We start from the raw sequence: 26,218 nt of genomic DNA, 5'->3' as shown, positions 1-26,218 counted from the left end.
CCCCTCTCTTTTGCAGGTTACTTCGTTCTTGCGCGCCAATCGGCGTATTTCGGACTGTCGGGACCGACCGGCAGCGGCACTTCGGTGCCGCTGTCGGAAGACTGGTAGATGGCGGTGACGAGTTCAAGCGCACGGCGCGCATCCTTCGTAGTCACCGGCAGGGGTCCAGTGCCGCTGAGGAAGGCGTGGAACTGACCCATCTGGGTGGTGAAGCGCGGCGCAACGGGCTGCCAGTCGCCGACCACGCGATCGATCTTTTTCTGAACGTCGTCATTGGCGGCGATGATCTTCCAGGGATCCTTGCCCGGCGTATAGGGTTCGTGCGTGCTTTCGAAGGTGACATTCTCGAAATGCAGTCTCAGCCGGCTGATCTGTTCCTGCGAGCCGAGCGTGCAGGACAGTGAGACGAAGGCGCCGTTTTCCATCAGCAGGCTGGCGGAGGCACAATCCTCCACCTCGATATCATTGACGCGGGTGGCGACGCGGCCGAAGACCCTTGCCGCTGGACCCATCAGATGCATCAGCATGTCGTGCAGGTGCAGGGCGTGGGTGACGAGCACGCCGCCGAGTTCGGTCGCCCATTTGCCGCGCCAAGGCACGGCGTAATATTCGGGCTTGCGCAGCCAGAAGGTTTCCACGGAAGCCGTATAGGGCTTGCCGGCAATGCCGGCATCGATGATCCGTTTGGCCTTCTGGATGCCGTCGCCGTAGCGGTACTGGAAGATCGGCATCAGCACGCCTTTGGCGGTCTTTTCCGCTTCCATGATCGTATCGACGCCGGCGAGCGAGCCCGTCAGCGGCTTTTCGCAGACGACATGCTTGCCGGCACCGAGAGCGGCGACCACCTGCTCCAGATGAATGCCGGGAGGGGTGCAGATATCGATGATGTCGATCGTTTCGTCGGCCAGCAGCGTCTCGAAAGAGGTGGTGCGGCGTTCGATGCCGAACTCGTCGCCGACGGCGGCCATGCGTTCTTCGCTCAGATCGCAGATCGCCGCCACCTTGAACTTATCGGAATGCGGCAGATAGCCTTCGACGATATGCGAACGGCCAATGCCGCAGCCGACGATCGCGACGGTCTTGATGCTCATGTCACTCTTTTCCATTGCCGCCATCAGCGTTTCATGCCGGTCGTGGCGATGCCTTCGATCAGCAGGCGCTGGAAGAACAGGAAGAAGAAGAACACCGGCACCAGCGTCAGGGTCGACATGGCGAAGAGACCACCCCAATCCGAAGCGCTGGTGGAATCCACGAAGGTGCGCAGACCGAGCTGGATCGTGTAGGTGTTCATGTCGTTCAGATAGATCAGAGGTCCGAAGAAATCGTCCCAGGTCCAGATGAAGGAGAAGATGGCGGCCGTTGCCAGCACCGGCAGCGACAGCGGCAGCATGATCTTCCAATAGATCCGCCAGGCGCTGCAGCCGTCCATCATCGCTGCCTCGTCGAGTTCGCGCGGGATGCCGCGGAAGAACTGCACCATCAGGAAGATGAAGAAGGCGTCACTTGCCAGAAACTTCGGCACGACGAGCGGCAGGATGGTGTTGACCCAGCCAAGGTTGAGGAACAGCACATATTGCGGAATCAGCGTCACGTGATAGGGGATCATCAGCGTGCCGAGCATGATCGCGAACCAGAAGTTCCGGCCGGCAAAACGTAATCTGGCAAAGGCGAAGGCCGTCAGCGAGCAGGCGATGACATTGCCTGTCACGACCAGCAGCGAGATGACGAGCGAATTCCAGAAGAATCGTCCGAAGCTGACGTCGAGGCCGACCCACCCGCGCGCATAGGACGAAAAATCGATCGACGACGGAATGAGCGAAGTCGACGAGAAGATCTCGGTTTCCGGCCTGACCGAAGCCGAAACCATCCACAGCAACGGATAGACCATGAGCAGCGAAGCGGCGATCAGCAGGGCGTGGACAATGAGCGACCCGGGCAGGCTGCGTTTGGTGATATCGGATGGCGGCCTGGCCGCAGTCACGGAAGCGGTCATCTCAGTCATCGTAGTGCACCCAATAACGCGAGCTCAGGAAGGAGAAGGCGGTGAAGATCGCGATGATAACCACCAGGATCCAGGCAAGGGCCGAGGCATAGCCCATGCGGAAATTGCCGAAGGCCTCCTGATAGAGGTAGAGCGTGTAGAACAGTGTCGAGTTGATCGGGCCGCCGGTGCCGCCCGATATGATGAAGGCGGGCGTGAAGGCCTTGAAGGCTTCGATCGTCTGCACGACAGCGTTGAAGAAGATCACCGGCGTCAGAAGCGGCAGAGTGATCTTGTAGAACTGCCGGAATTTCGAGGCGCCGTCGAGGCTGGCCGCCTCATACATGTCTTGCGGGATCTGGCGCAGGCCGGCGAGAAAGATGATCATCGGCGAACCGAACTGCCAGACGGACAACGCGACCAGCGTATAGATCGAATAGTTCGGATGCGAGATCCAGCTCGGCCCTTCGATGCCAATCTGGGCGAGGGCGGCGTTGACGAGGCCGTCGCTGGCGAAAAGCTGGCGCCAGAGCACGGCGATCGCGACGCTGCCGCCGAGCAGCGACGGCAGATAGAAGATGGCACGGTAGATAGGGAGACCGCGCAGGCCGCGGTTCAGCGCCATGGCGACCAGCAAGGCAAAGGTGAGCTTGAACGGCACCGAAAAGACGACATAGGTCAGGGTGACGTGCATGGCGGCCGAGAATTTCGGATCCGCCGTGGCGATGCGCACGTAATTCGCCATTCCCACCCACCGCGGCGACTGCAGCATGTCGAAGTCAGTGAAGGAGAGGTAGAGCGAAATCAGGGCCGGCCCGAGCGTCAGCCCGAAAAAGCCGATGAGCCACGGAAGGAGGAAGAGATAGCCGGGAGCATTGGCATTCCAAAGACGCCTGAAGCGTCCTTCGGCCACGGCCCCCTGGTATCTTTCCACTGTTATGGCCCCTGCGGGCGTGCGCATCGCATTGCTCATACGGGATCAGCCTCGTGCGAGAATCTGCGTAATTTCAGTGACAAGCTGCTTGCCGCCGTCGGAGGGAGAGAGCTGTCCGAAACCGACCTGTTCGGCAATGTTGCGCAGCATCAACTCGCCTTCGCCGGCACCGGCCGGGGGCGGCGGCGGCAATTTGCCGGCGAGATCGCCAAGGCCGCTGACATAGGCCAAGGCAACCTTGCCGTTGTCATCGAGCTTCGCCGCGACGACCTCGCGCATGGCGGCCGATTCCGGAATGCCGCGCTCGACATCCAGTAGCAGAACAGCCTCGGGGTTCTTGACGAAGAAGTTGATGTAATCAACCGCCTGATCGATCGACTTCGACTGCGCCGAGACCGAGAAGAACATCGAAGGCTTGCGATAATGGCCGCCCTTCGAATCCGGCTTGATGCGCATGTAGTTGGTGAGCGCCAGCTTGTCCTTGTTCATGGCCTGATAGGCGACAAACTGGTTGGAATGGGCAAAACCGGCGGCAGCCTTGCCGAGCGACACCGTGTTGGTTTCGATATCATTCTTGTCGAGAGCCTGGATATCGGCAGGTACGCAGGCGCCGGCCGCACGGAACTTGGCCCACATGTCGTACCATTCCGATGCGTCGTCCACGTCGAAGGCGATCTTGCCGTCGGCGGTATAGAGCGCCTTGCCGCGCTGGCGCAGCCAGTTTTCGAACAGCGGTTCACCGCCGCTGCCGTCGGCGAGGCCGAACATGCCCTTGCGTTTGCCCGCCTTCGTAATTTCCGCACCCATGCGGGCGAATTCATCCCAGGTGGTCGCCTGCGTCGGCAGATCGACGCCGGCTTCTTTGAAGGCCGTTGTGTTCAGCACCGTTGCAGCCGAATTGGCGCCCAGGCTGACGCCATAGAGATGGCCGTCGACGCTGCCGCCTTCGATCTGCGCCTTGTCGAAATCGTCGAGATTGAGCTTGGTCGGCATGTAGGATTCGAGCGGCGCGAGCGCGCCGCGCCGGGCGTATTGAACGATGTAGCGATAGTCCATCTGAATGACGTCGGGCGCATTGCGGCCGGCAACCTGGGTCGCCAGACGCGGCCAGTAATCGCCCCAGCCAAGGAATTCGCCGGTAATCGAGGTGCCCGGATTCTTCGATTGATAGAGCTGCGACACCTTGTTGGTGCGGTCGGCGCGAGGCTGCGAGCCCCACCATAGGAGACGCAAGCGCGTTTCCTGTGCCAAGGCGCTGGTTCCGAGCGCCGAGAGCGACAGAAGCGCTGCGCTTCCTGCAACGAAATTACGTCTGCTAACACGTAGAGTCATGTTTTCCTCCTCCAAAGGGAAGCGCCTCCACACGCTTCCAATTTAGTTTTGCTTGCGCAAATAACTAATTGGTTACAAGCTACGAGCAAAGCGGCAAGCCTGTCAAGCGGTGTCGGTCAGAGCATGATGCCGAAAGCGCTGGAGGTCACGGCGACATCATGCTTTCAGCATTCCGCTCCAGCGGGCCGCCCTTCCAAATTCGGTTTTTACAATTTCGAACCGAAGGCTTATGAGCACAACACGTGAAGACAGGGGTGGAGCGATGAAAGACAGCGGGGGAAACAGGGACAAGAAGCAGACGCGGCGACCGTCCACGGAGCGGACGGCGCAACGCGATCCGGAGCGGACGCGCGCCGCGATCCTTGAAGCGGCAACCCGGGAATTTGCCGAAAACGGCATGGGCGGAGCCCGTGTCGACGCCATCGCCGAACGCGCCGGCACCAACAAACGCATGCTCTACCATTATTTCGGCGACAAGGAGCAGCTCTACCTCAAGGTGCTCGAAGAGGCCTATGTCGGCATCCGCACGGCCGAGCGCGCGCTGCATATCGGCGACCGCAGCCCCGAAGAAGGCATCGGCGAACTCGCGCTCTTCACTTGGCGTTATTTCCTCCAGCACCCGGAATTCCTGAGCCTGCTCGGCACCGAAAACCTGCACCGCGCCCGATGGCTGCGCCAATCCGTCCGGCTCAAGGAGCTGCATTCGCATCTGATCGGCGAGCTTTCCCAAGTGCTCGAGAAGGGAAAGAAACAAGGCGTCTTCATCGAGACCGCCGATCCCCTGCATGTCTATCTGACGATTGCCTCGCTGGGTTATTTCTACCTTTCCAACCAGTACACGCTTTCGACGATCTTCGGCCGCGACCTGATCGAGCCAGCCAATCTCAGTGCCTGGGAGAGGCATATCGTCCACGTCACCCTTGCCTCGATCCGGCGCTGATACCGAAAGCAGGATTTGACTATTGACAGGCTCGCCGCTCTTCTGCCATCAAGTAACCGTTTAGTTACCGGCTTGGGAGGGCCGGGCCAGGACGCCCGCTCCCACCGCAAAAGATTGCAGGGAGGAAAACATGGCACGCTTGGGGATCATCTTGCACGGCGTCACAGGCCGCATGGGTTACAACCAGCACTTGGTGCGCTCAATCCTGGCCTTCCGCGACCAGGGCGGCATCACGCTGAAATCGGGCGAGAAACTCGAGATCGACCCGATCATCGTCGGCCGCAACAGCGCCAAGATGGAAGATCTGGCGAAGAAGCATAACATCAAACGCTGGTCGATCGATCTCGATGCTGCGCTCGCCAATTCCGACGACACGATCTTCTTCGATGCCGGCACGACTCTGATGCGCGCCGAGCTTCTGTCCAAGGCTCTCGACGCCGGCAAGCACGTCTATTGCGAAAAGCCGATTTCCGACGATCTGCAGGTGGCGATCGATCTCGCCCGCAAGGCACGGCGCTCCGGCCTCAAGCACGGCGTCGTGCAGGACAAGCTTTTCCTGCCGGGCCTGCGCAAGCTGGCGCTGCTGAAGGATTCCGGCTTTTTCGGCAAGATCCTTTCGGTGCGCGGCGAATTCGGCTACTGGGTTTTCGAAGGCGATTGGGGCGTACCCGCCCAGCGCCCCTCCTGGAACTACCGCAAGGGCGACGGCGGCGGCATCATCCTCGATATGCTCTGCCACTGGCGCTACGTGCTCGACAACCTGTTCGGCGAAGTAAAGGCTGTCTCCTGCCTCGGCGCCACCCATATTCCCCGGCGCATCGACGAGCAGGGCAGGCCCTATGATTGCGACACGGACGATGCCGCCTATGCGACTTTCGAACTGGAGGGCGGAGCGATCGCGCAGATCAACTCTTCCTGGGCGGTGCGCGTGCGCCGCGACGATCTCGTCACCTTCCAGGTCGACGGCACCCATGGTTCTGCCGTCGCCGGCCTGACGAAATGCTGGAGCCAGCATCGCGTCAACACGCCGAAGCCGGTGTGGAACCCCGATCAGCCGCAGACAATCGACTTCTACAAGACCTGGGACGAGGTTCCCGATACGCAGGCCTTCGACAACGGCTTCAAGGCGCAGTGGGAAATGTTCATTCGCCATGTCGTCGAAGATGCGCCGTGGCCCTATGGCCTGGAAGCCGGCGCCAAGGGTGTACAGCTCGCCGAGCTCGGTCTGAAATCCTGGGCCGAACGCCGCTGGCTCGACGTTCCCGCACTGGAGTTCTGAGCCGTGACGACGATCAATCTCCCCCTCGACGGCAAGATCGTTCCCTATACGCTGACCGGCACACCGATCGAGCTGAAGAGACGCGACGCCAAGAGCTTCCCGCGCATCGCCTTTGCCGCCGCTCACGTGGTCGCCGATCCGCTCGCCGACAACGATCCCTGGCTGACGCCGGCGATCGACTGGGAGCGGACGCTGGCCTTCCGCCACCGGCTCTGGGATCTCGGCCTCGGCGTTGCCGAAGCGATGGATACGGCGCAACGCGGCATGGGCCTCGGCTGGCCGGAGGCGCGCGACCTCATCCGCCGGGCGCTTGCCGAAGCGGCCGGCCGTAAGGACGCATTGATCGCCTGCGGCGCCGGCACCGACCACCTGTCGCCGGGTCCCGACGTGACCGTCGACACGATCATCAGGGCCTATGAGGAGCAGATCGAAACGGTAGAGGCGGCCGGCGGCCGCATCATCCTGATGGCCAGCCGGGCGCTCGCCGTCGCGGCAAGAGGGCCGGACGACTATATCAGGGTCTATGACCGCATCCTGCGCCAGGTCAGGGAACCCGTCATCATCCACTGGCTGGGAGAAATGTTCGACCCGGCGCTTGAGGGATACTGGGGCAATGGCGACCACCTGAAGGCGATGGCAACCTGCCTTGAGGTGATCGAAGCCCATGCCGCCAAGGTCGACGGCATCAAGATCTCGCTGCTTTCCAAGGAGAAGGAAGTGACGATGCGCCGGCAGTTGCCCAAAGACGTGCGCATGTATACCGGCGACGACTTCAACTATGCCGAGTTGATCGCTGGCGACGAACAGGGTCATTCGGATGCGCTGCTCGGCATTTTCGACGCTATCGCACCGGCAGCGTCCGCCGCGCTCGACGCGCTTGGCCGCAAGAGCAATCACGAATTCTTCCATCTGCTCGAGCCGACCGTGCCGCTATCGCGCCACATCTTCAAGGCGCCGACCCGCTTCTACAAGACCGGTGTCGTCTTCCTCGCCTATCTCAATGGGTTGCAGGATCATTTCACGATGGTTGGCGGCCAGCAGAGCACGCGTTCGCTGACGCATCTGGCTGAACTTTTCCGCCTGGCCGACAAGGCCCGCGTTCTTGCCGATCCGGAACTCGCGACTGATCGCATGAAACAGGTGCTTGCCGTCCACGGCGTTCACTAAGTGCCGGTGCGGCAATGGGAGAGAAATGACATGCAGGTCGAAGGACTTTCGATCAATCTGGCGACGATCCGCGAGCAATGCGGCTTTGCCGAAGCCGTCGATATCTGCCTGAAGCACGGCATCACATCGATCGCACCCTGGCGCGACCAGGTCGCCAAGGCGGGTCTCGACGAAGCAGTGCGGATCGTCAGGTCGAACGGCATCAAACTGACCGGCCTTTGCCGCGGCGGCTTCTTTCCGGCGGCAACCGAGGCCGACTGGCAGAAGAACCTCGATGACAACAGACGGGCCATCGACGAGGCGGCGGCCTTTTCCGCCGACTGCCTCGTGCTCGTCGTCGGCGGCCTGCCGGGCGCTTCGAAAGATATCGTCGCGGCTCGTCAAATGGTCTTCGATGGCATTGCGGCCGTGCTGCCGTATGCGCGGGCCGCTGGCGTGAAACTTGCGATCGAGCCGCTGCATCCGATGTATGCCGCCGACCGGGCCTGCGTGAACACGCTCGGCCAGGCGCTCGACATGTGCGAGCCGCTCGGCGAGGATGTCGGCGTTGCGATCGACGTCTACCATGTCTGGTGGGATCCCGATCTTGCCAATCAGATTGCCCGCGCCGGACGCATGAACCGTATCTTCGCCCATCACATCTGCGACTGGATGGCGCCGACGAAGGACATGCTACTCGACCGCGGCATGATGGGCGATGGCGTCATCGACCTGAAGGGCATAAGACGGATGATCGAAGCCGCCGGTTTCTTCGGCGCGCAGGAAGTGGAGATCTTTTCGGCCGAAAACTGGTGGAAGCGTCCGGCCGACGAGGTGATCGCCACTTGCGTCGAGCGCTTCCGGAGCTGCTGCCAGATCTGATTCTTGAGCATTTCCGTTTCTCTTCGAAACACGAAATGCTCTATCTCTTTGTTTTTACGCAATTCCGGACGCAAAAACCGCTGCACACTTTTGCTGGAATTGCTCTGAAATCCCATTGTTTCATCACGTATGAAAGAGGAGTCATTCGATGGAGAAACGCCGTTTTGCCCTGATCGGCACCGGTAACCGCGGCACCACCATGTGGGGCAAGGACCTGCTTGCCGGCTGGCGCGAGCATGTCGATCTCACAGCCATCGTCGAAAAGAACGCGCTTCGCGGCGAGCGCGCCCGCACCATGATCGGCAGCAATGCGCCGCTCTATGACAACATCGATTCCATGCTTGCCGAGCAGAGGCCGGATCTCGCCATCGTCTGCACGCCCGACCATACACATGACGATATCATCGTGCGGGCGCTGGAATCCGGCATCGACGTCATCACCGAGAAGCCGATGACCACCTCGATCGAGAAAATTCGCCGGATTCTCGACGCCGAGAAGCGCACCGGCCGGCGGGTCGACGTCTCCTTCAACTATCGCTATGCGCCGACAGCTGCGAAGATCAAGGAGCTTCTGAATGCAGGCGAGATCGGCCGGGTGACCTCGGTCGATTTTCACTGGTATCTCAACACCAAGCACGGCGCCGACTACTTCCGCCGCTGGCATGCCTATACGGAAAATTCCGGCAGCCTGTTCGTTCACAAGGCTACCCATCATTTCGATCTGCTGAACTGGTATCTCGACAGCGATCCCGAGTCCGTCACCTCCTTCGCCGATCTGCAGAACTACGGCCGCAAGGGTCCTTTCCGCGGGCCCCGCTGCAAGCTCTGTCCGCATGCGCAGGAATGCGACTACTATCTCGATCTCGAAAAGGATCCGTTCCTCGATCAGCTTTACGAGGATCCTTCGAAGATCGACGGCTATTTCCGGGACGGCTGCGTCTTCCGCGAGGATATCGACATCCCCGACACGATGGTCGTGTCCATCCGCTACCGCAACAACGTCCATGTCTCCTATTCGCTGAATACCTTCCAGCCGATCGAGGGCCATCACCTCGCCTTCAACGGTACCAAGGGACGCATCGAGCTTCGCCAGTATGAGGCTCAGCCCTGGGAAGTGCCGAAGGAAGACACGATCCTTCTCATTCGCAATTTCCCGAATGGGAAGGAGGCGGTGGAGCGCATCGTCGTGCCGCATTTCACAGGCGGCCATTACGGCGGCGACGACCGGATGCGCAACATGATCTTCAAGCCTGACATGGAAGATCGGCTCAGCCAGCGCGCCGGCACACGGGCGGGCGCCATGTCCGTGCTCTGTGGCATTGCCGCGCTGACGAGCTCGCGCACCGGCAAGGTGGTCGATATCGCCGAACTGATGCCCGAGCTCGCCAATGACGGTTCGCCTAATTCGTTGAGAACACCGCGCTGACCGCATGGCCAGCGCAATGGCGCGCGTCAGGCGATGTTTTCGAGATCCTGCCGGCGGATCTGGTAGAGCAACGGCCGGCCTGTTGTAAAACGCTCGACCTCGTCCGCCGCCATCGCGCCGAGACGCGCCCGTTCCAGGCCGATGGCGCCGGCAATATGCGGTGTCAGGAAAACATTCGGCAGATCGTAGAAGATCGAACCCGCCTCCGGAATTTCCGGATCGGTGACGTCGATGACCGCGTCGATGCGGCCGGTCTTCAGCTCCGACAGCAACGCGGCCTCATCGATGAGAATGCCGCGCGCGGTGTTGATGAGCGTTGCCCCATCCTTCATCAGCGACAGTCTTCGCGCATCGATCATATGCCGCGTCGACGGCAGTGATGGCGCGTGCAGGGAAACGATATCCGCGCGCCGCATCAACTCGTCGAGATCGACCTTTTCCGCTCCCAGTCCGGCTGCTTCGGCCGCTCCGATCATTGGATCGAACAGCAGCACCCTGTAGTCGAAGGGTTTCAGGAGTTCGATCACCCGCCTGCCGATGCGCGAGGCGCCGACGATCCCGAGGGTGCGGCCATAGTTGCCGATCGCTTCGCGCTGCATCGGATATGTCCGATCGCGATTGCGGTCGGCGACGTAAAGATCGTGGAAGCGGAAGGCGCGTTTGCCGGCAAAGAGGATCGCGGCGAGCGTGAATTCGGCAACGGGCACCGCATTGGCCTCGGCCGCGTGGCTCACCGCTATACCGGCTTCGAAAATGGCATCATCGATGATGCCCTTCACCGTGCCCGCCGCATGGACGACGAGACGAAGCCGCGGCGCAATGGCGAGAATTTCAGAGCCGATATAGGGCGCTCCCCAGCCGGTGATCAGGATCTCCGCTTCTGAAAGCAGGCGTCTTGCCCGCGCGTCGTCCAGCCGCTGCAGCGGCTCGGGATCGCGCAGACGGCCGATCGTATCGAGCCGCCGCAGGATCTCGTCGGGCAGGACATGTTCCGTGCGCGACGGTTCCATGGCAAGGACGATGGCCGGGCGGCTCATGGCATCTGACCCGGCGCTTCGATGGCGCTGACGGTTACGCCCTTTTCCCGCACCAGCGCCTCCAGTGCCGTAATATCAGGCGCTTTCGGCGGCCGCGCCCAGGCCGAGGAAACGGCAGCGGGATCTTCGAGCGCCAGCACCGCCGTCACCAGGATGGTCTCACCTGCCGGGATCTGACCGCGCAGTTGCGGCACGATGGTCTTGGCGACGATTACATTGGTATTGGGCTGGGCCTTCTGCGCGAGTCCGGCGCGTTTGATCGACGATCCCAAGTCGAGAATGCCGGTGAAATCGGCTTCGCCGATCGCATAGGCAGCGCCATCCGAAGCCGACAGCGTGTCCAGCTCGAAATCCCGGCGGGCGATGGCGAAGCCGCCTTCGGCGACCCTCAGCGGCCGGGCCGCCCTGATCCGGTGGAGGCGGATATGCCAGGGGGCCGCGGGCGCGAGCCAGCTCTCGACGCTGACATCGGGGGAAGGTGACCATTTCGCATAAAGCACGTCGCCCGCGAGTTTTGCCTCTTCATTCGTCTCTCGCACGCGGTAGTGCAGGCCGTCTTCGCTGAAAGCCAGCATCGAATCGAAGGCGGCGAGGGCAAAGCCGCGCTCATCGGATTCGACGCTGAAGCCATAGCGGGTGGAATAGGCGAATTTGGCGTATTTCTCCGTGCCGAAACGCATCTGCAGGTTTTCCTGGCCGGAAGACAATGCGACGACATCGCTGCCCGTCCGCATGATCACCATGCCTGGATGGCGCTGGGGAACGACTGCCGACGTCTGCTCCGGCGCCTTTTCTTCAGCGGTCCAGAACGGGTGGTCCTCCGAGATCGCGAGCGGCAGAAAAGCCTTCAAGGCCCAATAGGGCGAGCCGGCGGAATTATAGCTCTCCGACATCAAGAGGTTTGGATAGCCGAAACCGATCGACAGCACGCCGTCGCGGTCGGCAATCGGCTTGTCCCTCCACCAGCGCAGATGCTGCAGGCAGAGATGCTTGACCTCACCCCAGGGCAAAGCCTCGACATCGGCAAAGGCGAGCGCTGACCAGAAGCCGGCGCAGGCAAAACGATAAGTCAGGCTGCGGCCGAACGGAATCGTCGCCCCGTCGGCGGCAAACCAGTGGCGGAAATCCCGGGCGAAAAGGACGGCGCGCTCGCGGTAGCGCTTGGCGTAATCGTCATCGACGAGCTTCGAATAGATCAGGCCATAAAAATGCATGGCGAAGGGGATGTAATGGTCGATGCGGCGCACGTTGCCGTCGCGATACCAGCCGTCGCCGATATAGAAGCCTTCGAGTTCGTGCAGATATTGTCGCGTCAGGCTGCGGTCGAATTCGGTGCCGAGACGATCGAGGGCGATATCGACGAAGATGCGGAAAAATTTCCAATTATTGTCGGCATAGTCGAACTGCCTGGCATGTTTGAGATAGGCGACGACATTGCTGCGGGCGCGCGCATCGAGCGGCCCCCAGATCTCTTCCGGCACCAGCGCCAGGGCAAAGCCGAGGGCAGCAAGCTCGACCATCCGCTGATCCCGGCCATTGACCGTTCCCCAATATTCGGGATGGGCAGGGTCGGTGCCGTTTGCCAGACCTTCGGCAAAACGATGCCAATGGGCGAAGTCGCCGCCGCCGGCGCCAAAAGGCGCCAAGCCCCAGAGCGGCCGGGCAAAGCCCTCGAGATCGGCGGCCGCCCGGTCGAAATGGGCGGCGGCGCCACTAAGCCTGACGCGGGCATTGCCCTTGGAAAAACAGGGAAGCAGCGGATCGAAGAGAGCAAGCAGCGCGCGGCTCATATCGGCGCGGGTTTCAAGCGGATTGCCGGCAAGCGGATTGGCGCTGGCGGGATCGTAAGTCATCGACACCTCTTACTGGTTCTCGGCATTGGCAACGGTCCCCCCCGGAACGGGAACGACCGCCTGGCAGATCTGGCGCGCAGCCGCTGTCCTGTTGCGGAATCGGGACAGCATCAGGGATACGGCTTCCCGCCCGAGAGCGGCACGATCGACGCGCATGGTGGAAAGCCGCGGATTGGTCATCAATGCGCAGGGCAGATCATCAAAGCCGATGATCGCGAAATCCTCCGGCACCCGCAGGCCGGCCTCAGTGACAGCTTCGAGAACGCCAACGGCAATGAAATCATTCATGCAGAAAGCCGCTGTGAAGCCGGCATTCTCGGCAAGGACCGCCGCCGTGCTTTCATGAGCCTCGCGGCTTGCGCTGCCCTGGAGCGCGAGCGAAACGAATCGCCCTTCGGCGCCGGGGACGGCGGCGACTGCCGCCTCGAAGCCGCGAATGCGTTCCCGAATCGTATGGCGGTGAGAACCGCTCAGATGCAGGATGCGGCGGTGGCCAGCGCTTGTCAGCCGACTGGTGGCTTCGTAGGCACCAAAGAAGTTAGCCGGAGAAACACCGTCGAACTGCATCCTGGGATCAGTGCCGTTGACAAGCACGGTCGGTGTTGTGCTGGCCTGCAGCCAGTCGCGCAAGGCTTCGTTGGGATCGATGCCGACGAGAAAGAGGCCCTCGGCCTCCGCAGCCCGCATATAATCACGTACGGCATCCGGCGTGATACGATCCTCGCGGGCTAGGCGAATTTCAAATGGCATTCCCGCCTCGGCGGCTCCAGTGCGCAAGCCGTCGACGATCGCTTCGTAGAAGACGCTGAGCCCGCCCGTGATGCCGTCGCTGGCGATCAGCGCCAGCCCGCCGGCAACGGCCTCGGCGGTAGGCCTGACGGGATAACCGTGGTCAGCCGCAACCTTCAAGATATGACGGCGGACGCTTTCGCTGATGCCCGGCTCATTGGCAAGCACGCGCGACACCGTCGAGACGGAGACGCCGGCCAGAGTGGCTATGTCGGCCTGGCGCGGCCGCTTGGTTTTATGCTCGTTCATACAGCAAACATTATGCAAACATTGCAAATTTGCAAGAATTTGATTAATTCTTGCAATAGAAATATTTTTGCGTACTCTATCCGGCGAGTGTCCCGGCACGCCGTTGGAGGATGGCAGAGGACATATTGGGAACAAGGAGGAATATGATGCATCTCAATCGCCGTTCATTCCTAGTGAGTTCGGCCGGCGCCGCCGCCGGCTTTGCCTTTGGCGCAGGAAGCGCTATCCCGGCCTTTGCCGAGGAGGCGCAGCTGCGCGCCATGTGGTGGGGATCCAACGACCGTGCCAAACGCACGCTCGATGTCGCCAAGCTCTATCAGTCGAAGACACCCGGCGTCACGATCGTCGGCGAATCGCTTTCCGGCGAAGGCTACTGGACGAAGCTCGCCACGCAGATGGCCGGCCGGGCCATTCCGGACGTTTTGCAGCTCGAGCCAGGAACAATCTCCGATTATTCCAAGCGCGGCGCCTGCCTGCCGCTCGACGAATTCGTCCCTTCGACGCTGAAGGTCAACAGCTTCGGCCCCGACATGCTGAAACTGACCACCGTCGACGGCAAACTCTATGGCGTCGGCCTCGGCCTCAACTCGTTTTCGATGTTCTTCGACACGGTCGAATTCGAAAAGGCGGGCATTCCGCTGCCGACGACAGATCTTACCTGGGATGAATATGCCAAGCTTGCCGTAGAACTCGCCAAGTCCTCGGGCAAGGGCGGTGGCCCCTATGGGGCGCGTTACAACTATGTGTTCGACGCGTGGCTGCGCCAGCGCGGCAAAAGCGTCTTTGCCAAGGAAAGCGTCGGGCTCGGCTTCGCGGCCGATGATGCCAGGGAGTGGTTCGACTATTGGGAGAAGCTGCGCAAGGCGGGGGGCACCGTTGCCGCCGACGTCCAGACGCTCGATCAGAACACCATTGACACCAATTGCCTCGGTCTCGGCAAATCGGTGATCGGCATGGCCTATTCCAACCAGATGATCGGCTATCAGCTGATCATCAAGAACAAACTCGGCATCACCATGCTGCCGCGCGAAAAGAAGGGCGGCCCTTCCGGACATTATTATCGCCCGGCGCTGATCTGGAGTATCGGCGCGACCACAAAGCATGGCGAAGCGGCCGCGAAATTCATCGACTTCTTCGTCAACGACATCGAAGCCGGCAAGATTCTCGGCGTTGAGCGCGGCGTGCCGATGTCGCCAGCCGTGCGTGAAGCCATTCTGCCGCAGCTGAACCCGACAGAGCAGGAAACGGTCAAATACGTCAACATGCTCAAGGATCAGGTCGGTGAATATCCGCCGCCGGTGCCGATGGGTGCGACCCAATTCGACCAACGCGTGCTGCGCCCGATCTGCGACGAACTCGCCTTCGAGCGGACTTCGCCCGCCGACGCAGCGACCCGGCTCGTCGAAGAGGGTAAGGCAACGCTTAAGGGATGATCGCTTGCGCGATATGAAAGGAGAGGCCCGCAGACGCCGGCGGGCTTTTCTGACGCCCGGCTGAAGCGCGTGTAGACCTTGATTGCGTGCTTCAGCTTGCTTCTTCCAACCTCGCCCTCGCAAACCGCGGCATGCGCGACATGGCGCTTAGTTGCCGGCCAGGCTTTTCACCACGCGCCAGTCAGGCCGGCCGAGATTGAACGGCCAGGCATGCACCTCCTGATCATTGAAATAGACCACTTCCTGAAGGTTCGGGAAGGCGCTCTGTTTCAACGTCGCGGTTTCGATCCACGGCCTCATATAGGCGTCGCCGCCTTCGTAACCGAGCTCTGCGACCCAGATGGGCTTTCCATAGCCGGCGACAAGATCATAGCCCTGCTTCAGCGCTTCTGAGAAGGTCCGGTGCTTGTTGTAGGCAAGCTCGTCGTAGCGCTCCAGCCCGAAAACCGAGAGCCCGATAAGATCGACATAATCGTCGCCGGGATAATAGTCCTGCAGGCCGGGTACACCCTTCGGCGACCACATTGTCTCGGTGCCGGGCGCCTCGTCGCGAACTATGTCCATCATGCGTCTGTAGGCGGCGATGAAGTCTTGCGGGTTCCAGCCGGCCCACGAAAACCGCCCGGATTTGTCTTCCATTTCCTGTCCCCAGCGGATGATCACGGGGCTTTTCAGCTGGGATATCATCTGCGCGATCGACCGCATGTTGACATCGTAGTCGCCGCGCAGAACCTTTGCGCGAAGCTCGCCAGAAGTCAGCCGCCGTTCAACGTCCCAGGACCAAGGCTCCACCGTTATCAGCAGGTTGCGGCCCCTGGCCAACGCATAGGCATCCGCAACGCGCAGCGTCTCCAGGTCAACGTCTTCCCAAGGCAGGAACAGGGCTTCGGTCGAGACATTGGCCTGGGCGCCGAAATCCCCATGTGGGTCGTAGGCACCGAACTTGATGCCGTCGGCGTGAACGACCGGGCGTTTGTCGATGATCGTCCGCGCGCTCGCCGCCGGGTTCGGCGCAATGCCCGCATATTGCACCTCGCTTCGGCCCGGCAACTCCGCGACGCACAACAGCAGCAGCGCGATCGCGGCGGTCGAGAGGTGATTTTTCGTCAGCTTCTTCATGGCTCACCCTCCTTTCGGGCTATCTCCTGATTCAGCAGAAACTGCTTCAGTTCATACGCCTTGGCGCTGACGGTATCTGCGGAGACGAGCTTGCGGAATTCGTCATCCTGGCGCACAGAAGAATGGCGGAAGATGTACCAATTGCCGTCCGGCTGGCGGCGCTGGTAGATCGTGTTGCCGATCTTGCGATGACCGAAACAGGTGCTGGCACGCGCAGCCCCCTCGGCATTCGTCCAGGTCGCGCGCATGCAGAGCTGGCCGAGATCGTCGACCACCCATCTGCCTTCGGCGAAGGACTGCTTGCCCTTGTCGTTGGTCCAGGCCACGAACCGCCGTCCTTCATCGAAGAAACGACCGCCGCCGGTGGCCCAGGTCCAGGTCTTGTCACCGTAGATGCGGTAGAGTTCATAGGCGCTGAGCGGCGTCGGCGGATTCTTCTCAGCGGCCTCGGCAGCGTGCGCCGCCAACGGCAGACACAGGCTGAGAGCCAGGGCTGCGCCATACAGTCTCGATTCGATGCTCATTATATGCTCCTCCTCGACACGTCCGGGTTGGCCGGTTCATACACCCTGTTGGTCCCGCCCGGTGTTTCCGAATCCATTCCACCTGAGACGAAACTTCACGGTCCTGGTCTTGCCGTGACCGGCCCCGGCCACCGCAAATTGCGATTGGCTGAAACTGATGAGCGTCTGGCCATGGGAAAGCGCCTCGAGACTGCGCAGCCCATGGCTGCCGGCCTGCATGCCGCCGGTGACACAGATCGCCAAACCCGTAGCCGTCGCAAGCCAGAGGCCGCGCGATTGCGGCAGCAGCGGCAGGCCGTTCTCGAACGCATGGCGAACGACGATTAGCACGGTTAGCGACAGATAGAGCGCGAGGTTCATCGCAGCGAAAAGATAAAAGCCCTGAGCGGCAGCGGCCTCGCCGGCGAACACCATGGCCGCGGCGCAAAGCCCCGCGAGAGCAATATAGGGCGCAACGACGCGCAGCGGCAAAGACTGCTGCTGCCTTCCCTTCGGGGTGATGCGAAAGTCGACGAAAGAACCGGAGAAATGGTCGCGAATGGCCGCCAGGCTGCCGGCCAGCGACCATGGCCAGCGCAGAAAAATGAAGGCCAGCCCTTCCCAGCCAAACAGTTTCGCGTCGTGCGGCCGGAAGGTTCCCGTGGCCCGCCAGAAGAAGGCAAAGAGCATCAGCACGATCGACAGCGGCGCGAAATGGAGCAGAAAATCCGGATAGGTCACGTTGACGAAGACCTGGCCCGTCAGCAAGGCGGCAACCGGCAGCAGGAACATCACTGCCATGACGGCGGAAAAGAGCGGATACCACAGCTGCGAAAAGACGAACTGGAATTTCAGCCGCCAGGGCAGATTGATGACGTAGCGGCGGGAATATTGCAGCAGGATGGTGACGAGGCTGCGCGACCACTGGAATTCCTGCACGGCGAGATCGACGAAATTCGCCGGGCCGTCGCCATGAGCGATCGCATCGATCGCGTGGACGCCGCGCCAGCCGCCGGCGTTCATCATCAGCGTCGTCGAATGATCTTCGGCAAGCTCGGGGCCAAGGCCCCCTATCTGGCGAAGGGCTGACGTGCGGACCGCATAGTGGGAGCCGATGCAAAGGGGCGCCCAACCATGGTTGTAACCGGTCTGCAGCGAGCCGTGCAGACTTGCCTCCGCATAGAGCCTGCCGCGCGCGACCCAACTCGTCGCGGCATTCGCATCACAGATGCTGGGTGCGGAAACATAGCCGACGGCAGGATCGGCGAAAGGGCGCAGGACTTCACGGAGATAGGTCGGTGTCGGCACATGATCGGCATCGAACTGGGCGACGAAATCGTAACGCGCATAGCCGAAATGGTCGTAGAAATAAGCAAGATTGCCTTCCTTGCACCGCGTCCGGCGCGGCCAGGTCGTGCGGTGATACTCCGCCACGCCCTTCCGCGTCGAGATCAGCACGCCGTGCTCGGCGCACCAGCGTCTGGTTTCCGCGGACGGATCCTCGTCGGCCAGCCAGACATCGAACTCGACACCAGTTTGATCGAGCATCGCCTGAAGCGTGGCTCGGACGACGGCAAAAGGTTCGGACGGCGCCTTGGTGACGACCATCGCCACGCGTCCTTCTGGCAGCCGGGCGCGCGAACCGATCGTTCTCGCATCGAGGAAGATCAGGATGAAATAGGCGGGGACAAGCGTAATCCAGGCAAGCACGACGGTGACGAGCACGAAGGCTGACCAGGAAATGATGTGGGCGGACTGACACCACCAGCTCCAGAAATAGCCGAGCGCCGCCAGCCAGCAGAGGATGCCGAAACCATAGGCGACACGATTCCACCCTGTGAACACGGGGTTAAATGGGTCCGCAGCAGCTTTCGCCGTCCTGACCCGGTGATCGATCTCCGAAACCAGGCTCATGCCGTCACCTCCAGCCCGAAGGTCGGGCCGGCCGTGCGGATGATCGTGTCGAGATCGGAAAGAGCCGGCACGAAGCCGAGCTCTGCCTTCGCCCGTGCCGTATTGGCAAAGAGGATCGGCGGGTCGCCGGGGCGGCGGGCGCGATAACGGACGGGGACTTCGCGGCCGCTGGCGCGATAGACCGCGTCAATGATCTCGCGCACTGACGTGCCACGGCCGGAACCAAGATTGACGCTGAGCGAGGCGCCGTCTGCGATCAGGTGGTTGACGGCGGCCAAATGTGCCTGTGCGAGATCGCTGACATGGATATAGTCGCGAACGCAGGTTCCGTCCTCGGTCGCATAATCGGTTCCGAAGACATCGAGCCGGTCCAGTCTGCCGGCGGCAGCAAGAAGGGCGCGGGGGATAAGATGTGTCTCGGGCTCGTGACGCTCGGCAAGCTCACCCTCCGGATCGGCGCCGGCCGCGTTGAAATAACGCAAGGCAGCGAAGCGGATGCCATAGGCAGCGGCAAAATCCTCGAGCGCCATCTCGAAGATCAGCTTGGTGCGGCCATAAGGATTGACCGGCTGCTGCAGACTTTCCTCCCGTATCGGCAACGAGGCGGGAACGCCATAGGTGGCGCAACTGCTGGAAAAAACGATCTTGTCGATTTCCTGGTCGAGACAGGCCTCGAGCAGCGTGAGACTGCCGACGACATTGTTGCGGTAATATTTCCGCGGCATGTCGACGGATTCGCCGACATAGGCATTGGCGCTGCAATGGATGACGCAATCGGGCGAAAATTCGGCCATCGTCCGGCGCAGCGCAGCGGCGTCGCCGAGTTCCCCGCGGACGAGCGGGCCCCAGCGGACGCTGTCGGCATGTCCGGTCGAGAGATTGTCGTAGGTAACGGGGATCATCCCGGCGCGCGACAGCGTTTTGCAGATATGACTGCCTATGAAACCGGCGCCGCCGGTGACGAGTATATAGCGGGGCATCTCATACGGCCTCCGCCTGTTCCGTCCCGGCAAGCAGGCCGTCGAAATATTCGACGGTGCGCGCCAGGCCGGCTTCGAGCTCGATATGAGGCTGCCATGCCAGTTCCGTCATCGCCCGTGAGATATCCGGCCGCCGCTGGCGTGGATCGTCGACGACAGCCGGAAGGTGAACGATGCGGGAACGCGAATTTGTGAGGTCCCGGACGATTTCCGCCAGGCGTCGAACGGTGAACTCGCCCGGGTTGCCGAGATTGATCGGACCGTGGCATGCGCTGCCGGCTGCCGAGAAGCGCAGAAAACCTTCGATGAGATCATCGACATAGCAGAAAGAGCGAGTCTGCTGGCCGTCGCCGTAGATGGTCAGGTCGGCGTTGCGCAGGGCCTGCACGATGAAGTTGGAGACTACCCGCCCGTCATCGGCGCGCATGCGGGGCCCGTAGGTGTTGAAGATGCGGCCGACCTTTATGTCGACGCCGTAGGTCCTGTGGTAGTCGAAAAACAGGGTTTCGGCACTGCGTTTTCCCTCATCGTAGCAGGCTCGCGGACCGATGGAGTTGACATTGCCGCAATAGGATTCGCGTTGCGGGCTCTGGGTCGGGTCGCCATAGACTTCCGACGTCGACGACTGAACGACGATCGCGCCGGTCTTGCGCGCACAATCCAAGGTGTTGACGGCGCCGAGTACGCTGGTAAGCAAGGTGCCCACCGGATCCCGTTGATAGTCGGGCGGAGAGGCAGGAGAGGCGAAGTTGAAGATCAGCGACGCTTCGATATCGAAGGGCTGACGCACATCGTGCTCGATGATGCGAAAGCGGGGGTTCGATGCGAGATGCTCGACATTTGCACGGCGGCCGGTGGAAAAGTTGTCGAGGCATATGACGCTGTGGCCGCTTAGCAGAAGCCTTTCGCAGAGATGCGAGCCAAGAAAGCCGGCTCCGCCATTTACAAGAGCGGTGCCCAGATTCTTGAGCACCGCTATGTTCTTTACTTCCGAATAGCCTTCGCCGGGAACGAAACTACGCATTACAAACTCCTCCCCACGCTTTAGTCTTTTGTATTATTTACACGGCTTACATCTTACCATACTCGGATGTATATTCATGCAATTGCGTACCAATACATGAATAAGTTCGAGGTTATTCTTCAGTAACTCATTTACTATTGAAATGATAAGGCGATTGTTATCAAGGTCAACTTTAAAAAACATAAAATATCCCAAATAATTACGCAGTTGTTCTTCAGAGTAACAAATGATTAATCATTTTACTTATTTTTTCACGTAAAACGGGAAACACGCCGTTGCTCAAACTTTGCTCAATAAAGATGGGATAGAAGAAGGAGAGGTCGGCTTCGCAGGGCTGCGCCACCGGTCTTGCATCCGGAAGCGTCCTATGAGAGGGATTTGGCATGTTCAAAAATCGCGCCACAGCCCAGCCGAAAGGCTGGCGTCCATTTCATTTTGCGATGCTTGCGGGGGGAGTGACGCTTCTTGCGATCGGAGCGACGGCTTGTGCGGTCGTTGACGACGACATGGCCGCTATCGCGAAAAAGAATGTTGTCGTCGTCGAGACGCGACCCGTTTCGAAGGCTTACGCCTACCCGGAAAATCGAACCGCTCGGCCTGTTGCGGCACGAGCCCGCATCGTCGCCTATCACGGGTCCGCGCCCTATATCTGCTCTCCAAGCGGCTTCGGACAGAAGTCGCGCTGCTTTGCCCGTCGCTCGACCTGAAGCAAAAGCGCAACCCAAGCGCAACTCAAAGTATGATAGCGTTCTTTGCGCGCCTGAAAAAGCGCGGCGCTATCGATCAGTTGCGCCACCGGCTGGACATGTCGTCATCGCCGACCGGATGGTCGTTGAAGAAGCGAGACGCTGCTTCCGTACGGTTTCGCACGTTCATCTTCTTATAGATGTTGCGGACGTGAACCTTCACTGTGTTTTCGGAAAGATGCAGCTTGTCGGCAATAATCTTGTTCTGCGTCCCCTTGCAGATGAGATCCAGGATCTGAACCTCCCGGGTCGTCAAGGCGGAGATGCTGTCGCGTCTCAGCTTGAGCGCATTGTTGCGGGCGGCATCAACCGACTTGGTCTGATAAAGTGAGGGCTCCAGTTGGGTCCCCTTATTGGTGAGGCGGTTGAGAAGCGCCGAGGGAAAATGCTCCCCGCCCTTCATCAGCAGATCCACCGCGGCCATGAAGACATCAAGCCGAAGATTAAGCGGCAGGACGCCGTCGATGATCCGTGCCTCGACCAAACGGCTGACATACGGCTCCATCATGTCGATGGCCTCGACGACAAGTCCGATCGAGGTTTCCGGATGATTTTCCCTGACCGCCTGCAGCGCTTCTTGCAACTCGGGCGTAGGTATATGGTAAAATAAAACCAGTTTTATATCGCTGCTATCCTTTGCCAGCATCGGAGTTGCGTTCGTTATGCTTGGCACATCGCAATTTGGAAATTTCTTTGCCAGCGCCTCCACCATGCATTCTGAAAACAGATCAGCCTTGGCTACAACAAGGATAGTATCTCCGGACGGGCTAGACTTTCTCGCCTGGTCCGCATTCTCCATTCCTGAACCTGTCATGAACATATACGCCTCCCCTAGCGGTACACTTTACTCAAACATGCAGCGATGGCAGGTATAAGATAGTATGAAATGCCGGTCCTATTGTGTCATCGCCTTTTTCTTTAGACATTTCTTAATTATGTTAATACGGATTGAGAAGGAAGGAAATGGCCCAAAGTGATTAGTTTTAGGGAGCGAGAAACAATAAGATACTACGTAACGGTTGTATTTTTGCTCACCCTTATACTCCGAGGTTATATTTGCCCCTACTATAGATAATTCAGTGAATGTAATATTTCAGTACAAATTGTAATATTTTTTCGTCCGCCCCTGATGATTACGAGGCTCGCAAGTTGTCACCCAACCCGGTCACTCCTGGCAAAAGCCTCGCGTTCCCGGCTGCTTATGCCGGGCCGTGATCTCTGCAAGGCCAGCGCTGCGCTCGAACGTGTCCGGTCGGTCGCCGAGGCAGCGCATCGCAGAGGCTGATATCGTCCAGAGGCCCTCCGTGCGCTGGAACAGGGGGCACCAGCAAGATGAAGAAGGCGCGGCGTCTGCACTGGCGCACCTGCGCGGCTGTTGAAATGCACTCGACCGGGCGCATCATCACCATGCTCTTTGATTTTGAGCTGCAATCGCTGCTAAAGAGGCGTGAGCCTATTTTGCACTCCTCAGCGAGACGTCATGCAGATCGATGCGGACAGGGCAGAACGGGAACGGCTTCTGGCCATTCTCGATTTCTGGCATAAGATCGAGTTTTTCATACCTTATGATCTCTCCACTCGCCTCGTCTCGGGCGAAGGACGGACCGTCTTCTGGCTGCATGCAGAGACGCTCTTGCAGGACAGCGCTGCACTCAGCCGTCCTGTCATACCCGAGGAGAAGCAGATCACCGGCTTTACCTTGTTCCTCGGCGTTTTCACCAAATCCGAGATCTCCGACATCCGCAGGCACTTCGACAGCGCTGCGGTCGACATTGCCGAGTATGAGGATGCCGAACGCAGCGATCTCGATGGCGATACCTGCTTTGCCAGCCTGCAGCTTACTCCGCTCGGACAGCCGATGTTCGAAACATTTTCCGTCTCGACGCTTCCGTGGGCCCTCGGACGGGTACGGAAAACCGGTCTCTCCTCGCTCAGCCATGAGGCATTTGCCAACGGCAAGCGGCCGCTGTTGGAATTGCTTCAAAACTTTCAGGCGCAGCGACAGCTGGGGTCTTCATCCTTCGAGGCTGCCACCGATCAGCCGATCGATGCCGGCGAAATCGTGGCGCTGCATGAATTGCTCTGCGATTGGGCAGGTTTTGCCTCACGCCAGGAAAAGCCCATCGCCGCCGTTGAAATACGCTACCGCGACAGGTCGGAAAGACCCGAGCTCATCTCGTTGCCGCCTCAACAGGAGGATCATGCACCTAACGCCGATGAGGAAGACGAAAGTGCCAGCCTTGATGAAGACATTGGCATTCTGAACAGCTTCTTTATCGAGGATATCGAACGGGCGATGATCTGCGTCAAGCAGGGCAATGTCCCGGAGCCGCTCCGGCGGTACCTCAACCCGCCGGCAGATGAAAATCGGGTCGACCTTTATTCGGAAGAAGGACGCCGGGCGATCATTCGGGCGCTGCATCCCGGCAATCTCAACCGTGGACGCTGGCTGAGCGAGCCTCATCTCGCAATGAGCCTCATGCAACAGTTCGCGATCAATGCGGCGATCGCCGGTCTGTCGGAAACGGGATTATTCTCGGTCAACGGCCCGCCGGGCACCGGAAAGACCACGCTGCTGCGTGACATGTTCGCGGACAACATCGTTCGGCGCGCCCGGGTGCTCTCCTCCCTGACGACGGCGCGCGACGCCCTTGACGGCTCGCCACGCCGTGTCGGTTTTACGGATCGGAGCACCGCCTCCATATCGGCGCTGATCCCAGCCCTTGCCGGGTTCGAAATGGTCGTCGCCTCCTCTAACAATGCCGCCGTGGAGAATATTTCGCGCGACCTTCCCTAGCGGAGCTCGATCGCGAGCACGTCTTCCTTTCAATATTTGCAGACGGTTGCACACAAGATCGCCTGCCAGAAAGACAACGGAGCGGTCGTCAAGCTCCCTGACGGCGACCGCCCATGGGGGTTGATCGCCTGCGCGCTCGGCAATTCCAGGAACCGCCGGGCCTTCAAAGAACGTTTCGCCTTCATGGAGATCGCCGAAAGACCGAAGCCCGGCTGGTCGGGCGCCGCAAAGCCGCAGACCATCTGGGAATGGTTGAAGAGCTATGAGGGGCCAAGCTTCGCCGAAGCGGCATCGGCTTTTCATGCCGCCGACGAGATGGTTCGCGAAAAGATCAGCCAATATGCGCGCTATGCCGATCTGCGTGATGAGATAGCGCCCGTTTCGCAGGATGCATTCTGCCGCGAAGCGCTCGAGAGGGTGGCTGTCGCCGCGGACGAAGTTTTGCATGCGCAGAATCGATGCGACATGCTGGCGACCGAAATGCGCCGCATCGCCGACGGTTTGTCTTATCTGAAGGAGGAGGAACAGCTGCTCGACCGCAGCGCCCCTGCGCGATGGAGGAGAGTGCTCTCGACCAACCCGGCCCGGCAGCATCGCCAGGATGTCATCACCAATGCGCGGAAGCAGCTGGAACTGCGCAAGGCGCTGGCCGAATGCGAAGATCAGCTTGCGAAAACCGATAAACCCACATTGGAACGGGCTTTGCGAGAGCATGACCGGGCCGAACGGGCACTGCGGTCACGACGGAAAATCTGGTCTGCGAAAAAAGAGGAACTCGAGCGGCTGGGGGAAATTCTCGATCATCCCGCCGCACCGGAGCGTCTCACCGATCTCGATGAGGATCAGGTGCAGATCGACGGTCTCTGGCATCAGGACGAACTGGCGGCTCTGCGTTCGGCATTGCTGGAAGCAGCGTTGACGCTGCATGAAGCTTGGTTGGCCGACGTCGGCAGGAAGGGCGGAGGTTTTGGCGGAAATATCGTTGCCGTCACCAAAGTGCTTTCCAACAACAATCCCGTCGATGACAAGCACATTGCATCGATCTGGCAGAGCCTTTTCATGATCGTTCCGATCGTCTCCACGACATTCGCGTCTTTTGCCAAGCAGTTCCGCGGGCTTGGGCCCGGCTCGATCGGCTGGGTCTTCATCGATGAAGCCGGCCAGGCGGTACCGCAGGCGGCGGTCGGGGCGTTGATGCGGGCACGCCGCGTCATGGTGATCGGCGATCCCTTGCAGATCGAACCGGTTTTCACGCTCCCCAGCGCGCTGATTTCAGGCGCTTCGGCTCTTTCACCCCACACGGCGGCAGGCCAATATTCGCCGAACAGGGCGTCTGTGCAGATGCTGGCCGATGCCGCCAATCGCTACGGAACGACGCTTCAGGGCGAGGAGGCAGATGGGCTCTGGATCGGCAGCCCGCTCAGAGTGCATCGACGCTGCATCGATCCGATGTTTAGCCTTGCTAATCAGATCGCCTATCGGAACAAGATGATCTTCGGGGTGGAAGAGCGCCGGCCGGCCGGCGACGCATCGCCCTTTTATGGCGACAGCGCCTGGATCGACGTAAAGGGCAAGGTCTCGGGCAAACAGGTCGTTGCCGAGCAGATAGACTTCATCGTCGACCTCCTCGCCGCGACTTATCACCGGGACGGTGCATTGCCGGACATCTACATCATCTCGCCGTTCAAGGAGATCAAGACCGGTTTGAGACAGGCTCTTTCTCATGCGGTCTGGATCGACCAAGACGGATATGCGCGCGGATCTCCAGCGAAACTACAGAAATGGCTTCAGGAACGGGTAGGCACGGTTCACACCTTCCAGGGCAAGGAAGAAGATATCGTTTTCATGGTTCTC

20 protein-coding genes and 1 pseudogene are annotated in these 26,218 nt (G+C 60.3%); 8 read left to right on the top strand and 13 right to left on the bottom strand.

Annotated elements, in window-relative coordinates; all coding sequences use genetic code 11:
* Window positions 1-17: 17 nt before the first annotated feature.
* Genes FHT70_RS27180 through FHT70_RS27165 form a run of 4 tightly spaced genes read right to left on the bottom strand, consistent with a single transcriptional unit; the run spans window position 18 to window position 4,247 of the window.
* The gene (locus tag FHT70_RS27180; protein WP_183706129.1) at window positions 18-1,115 is read right to left on the bottom strand and encodes a Gfo/Idh/MocA family oxidoreductase; all 1,098 of its coding nucleotides are present in this window, start codon (window positions 1,113-1,115) and stop codon (window positions 18-20) included.
* Window positions 1,115-2,002: a carbohydrate ABC transporter permease gene (locus FHT70_RS27175; protein ID WP_088396864.1), complete on the bottom strand. Its 888-nt coding sequence runs from the start codon at window positions 2,000-2,002 to the stop codon at window positions 1,115-1,117. The genes FHT70_RS27180 and FHT70_RS27175 overlap by 1 nt, the downstream gene beginning before the upstream one ends.
* The gene (locus FHT70_RS27170; RefSeq protein WP_085776486.1) at window positions 1,995-2,954 is read right to left on the bottom strand and encodes a sugar ABC transporter permease; all 960 of its coding nucleotides are present in this window, start codon (window positions 2,952-2,954) and stop codon (window positions 1,995-1,997) included. Before FHT70_RS27170 ends, FHT70_RS27175 begins: the two co-directional genes overlap by 8 nt.
* 6 nt (window positions 2,955-2,960) lie before the next feature.
* Window positions 2,961-4,247, bottom strand: a complete 1,287-nt coding sequence (locus FHT70_RS27165; RefSeq protein ID WP_183706127.1) for an extracellular solute-binding protein — start codon at window positions 4,245-4,247, stop codon at window positions 2,961-2,963.
* 262 nt (window positions 4,248-4,509) lie between these two features.
* On the opposite strand from FHT70_RS27165, the gene FHT70_RS27160 reads away from it, so the two are divergent.
* The 5 genes from FHT70_RS27160 (at window position 4,510) to FHT70_RS27140 (ending at window position 9,920) form a co-directional block, all read left to right on the top strand.
* Complete coding sequence (locus FHT70_RS27160) at window positions 4,510-5,187, top strand: TetR/AcrR family transcriptional regulator (protein WP_183706125.1); 678 nt, start codon at window positions 4,510-4,512, stop codon at window positions 5,185-5,187.
* Between the two features lie 130 nt (window positions 5,188-5,317).
* A complete protein-coding gene (locus tag FHT70_RS27155; protein ID WP_183706123.1) occupies window positions 5,318-6,466 on the top strand; it encodes a Gfo/Idh/MocA family oxidoreductase in 1,149 nt (382 codons plus the stop codon).
* A gap of 3 nt (window positions 6,467-6,469) precedes the next feature.
* Window positions 6,470-7,633, top strand: a complete 1,164-nt coding sequence (locus tag FHT70_RS27150; protein ID WP_183706122.1) for a dihydrodipicolinate synthase family protein — start codon at window positions 6,470-6,472, stop codon at window positions 7,631-7,633.
* A gap of 30 nt (window positions 7,634-7,663) precedes the next feature.
* Complete coding sequence (locus FHT70_RS27145) at window positions 7,664-8,494, top strand: sugar phosphate isomerase/epimerase family protein (RefSeq protein ID WP_183706120.1); 831 nt, start codon at window positions 7,664-7,666, stop codon at window positions 8,492-8,494.
* Between the two features lie 148 nt (window positions 8,495-8,642).
* Complete coding sequence (locus FHT70_RS27140) at window positions 8,643-9,920, top strand: Gfo/Idh/MocA family oxidoreductase (protein WP_183706118.1); 1,278 nt, start codon at window positions 8,643-8,645, stop codon at window positions 9,918-9,920.
* A 26-nt stretch (window positions 9,921-9,946) separates the two neighbouring features.
* Here FHT70_RS27140 and FHT70_RS27135 read toward each other — a convergent pair whose 3' ends face one another.
* The 3 genes from FHT70_RS27135 to FHT70_RS27125 are packed head-to-tail and all read right to left on the bottom strand — an operon-like array spanning window position 9,947 to window position 13,848.
* Window positions 9,947-10,957, bottom strand: a complete 1,011-nt coding sequence (locus tag FHT70_RS27135; protein WP_183706116.1) for a hydroxyacid dehydrogenase — start codon at window positions 10,955-10,957, stop codon at window positions 9,947-9,949.
* Window positions 10,954-12,810 carry a DUF2264 domain-containing protein gene (locus FHT70_RS27130; RefSeq protein WP_183706114.1) on the bottom strand — a complete coding sequence of 619 codons (1,857 nt, stop codon included), beginning with the start codon at window positions 12,808-12,810 and terminating at the stop codon, window positions 10,954-10,956. The genes FHT70_RS27135 and FHT70_RS27130 overlap by 4 nt, the downstream gene beginning before the upstream one ends.
* 9 nt (window positions 12,811-12,819) lie before the next feature.
* Window positions 12,820-13,848 (bottom strand): LacI family DNA-binding transcriptional regulator, encoded by a 1,029-nt coding sequence (locus FHT70_RS27125; protein ID WP_183706112.1) that lies wholly within the window; start codon window positions 13,846-13,848, stop codon window positions 12,820-12,822.
* A gap of 146 nt (window positions 13,849-13,994) precedes the next feature.
* Here FHT70_RS27125 and FHT70_RS27120 point away from each other — a divergent pair, with 146 nt between their 5' ends.
* Window positions 13,995-15,281, top strand: a complete 1,287-nt coding sequence (locus FHT70_RS27120) for an ABC transporter substrate-binding protein (protein ID WP_097600484.1) — start codon at window positions 13,995-13,997, stop codon at window positions 15,279-15,281.
* 147 nt (window positions 15,282-15,428) lie between these two features.
* Here the strand turns inward: FHT70_RS27120 and FHT70_RS27115 are convergent, their stop codons facing one another.
* From FHT70_RS27115 to FHT70_RS27095, 5 genes are read right to left on the bottom strand one after another with little or no spacing between them, the layout of a single operon-like run.
* A complete protein-coding gene (locus tag FHT70_RS27115; protein WP_183706110.1) occupies window positions 15,429-16,400 on the bottom strand; it encodes a glycosyl hydrolase in 972 nt (323 codons plus the stop codon).
* Entirely contained in the window at window positions 16,397-16,924 is a 528-nt protein-coding gene (locus tag FHT70_RS27110; protein WP_183706108.1) for a DUF995 domain-containing protein, read from the bottom strand. Before FHT70_RS27110 ends, FHT70_RS27115 begins: the two co-directional genes overlap by 4 nt.
* A 36-nt stretch (window positions 16,925-16,960) precedes the next feature.
* Entirely contained in the window at window positions 16,961-18,817 is a 1,857-nt protein-coding gene (locus FHT70_RS27105) for a glycosyltransferase family 2 protein (protein ID WP_183706107.1), read from the bottom strand.
* Window positions 18,814-19,797, bottom strand: a complete 984-nt coding sequence (gene galE, locus FHT70_RS27100) for a UDP-glucose 4-epimerase GalE (RefSeq protein ID WP_097600488.1) — start codon at window positions 19,795-19,797, stop codon at window positions 18,814-18,816. The genes FHT70_RS27105 and galE overlap by 4 nt, the downstream gene beginning before the upstream one ends.
* Window position 19,798: 1 nt before the next feature.
* Window positions 19,799-20,821, bottom strand: a complete 1,023-nt coding sequence (locus FHT70_RS27095) for a UDP-glucuronic acid decarboxylase family protein (RefSeq protein WP_183706105.1) — start codon at window positions 20,819-20,821, stop codon at window positions 19,799-19,801.
* Window positions 20,822-21,204: 383 nt separating this feature from the next.
* Here FHT70_RS27095 and FHT70_RS27090 point away from each other — a divergent pair, with 383 nt between their 5' ends.
* Entirely contained in the window at window positions 21,205-21,528 is a 324-nt protein-coding gene (locus tag FHT70_RS27090; RefSeq protein ID WP_183706103.1) for a hypothetical protein, read from the top strand.
* A 76-nt stretch (window positions 21,529-21,604) separates the two neighbouring features.
* Here the strand turns inward: FHT70_RS27090 and FHT70_RS27085 are convergent, their stop codons facing one another.
* Entirely contained in the window at window positions 21,605-22,387 is a 783-nt protein-coding gene (locus tag FHT70_RS27085; RefSeq protein WP_183706101.1) for a response regulator transcription factor, read from the bottom strand.
* Between the two features lie 660 nt (window positions 22,388-23,047).
* Between FHT70_RS27085 and FHT70_RS27080 the strand changes: the two are divergent.
* A pseudogene (locus FHT70_RS27080) lies at window positions 23,048-26,218 on the top strand (AAA domain-containing protein); the annotation flags it as partial.

Origin of the sequence: Rhizobium sp. BK049 (genome assembly GCF_014193135.1) — a bacterium.
Taxonomy (GTDB): Bacteria; Pseudomonadota; Alphaproteobacteria; order Rhizobiales; family Rhizobiaceae; genus Rhizobium.
Note: the sequence above shows the minus strand (reverse complement) of the source record. Positions and strands in the feature narration are given on the sequence as shown.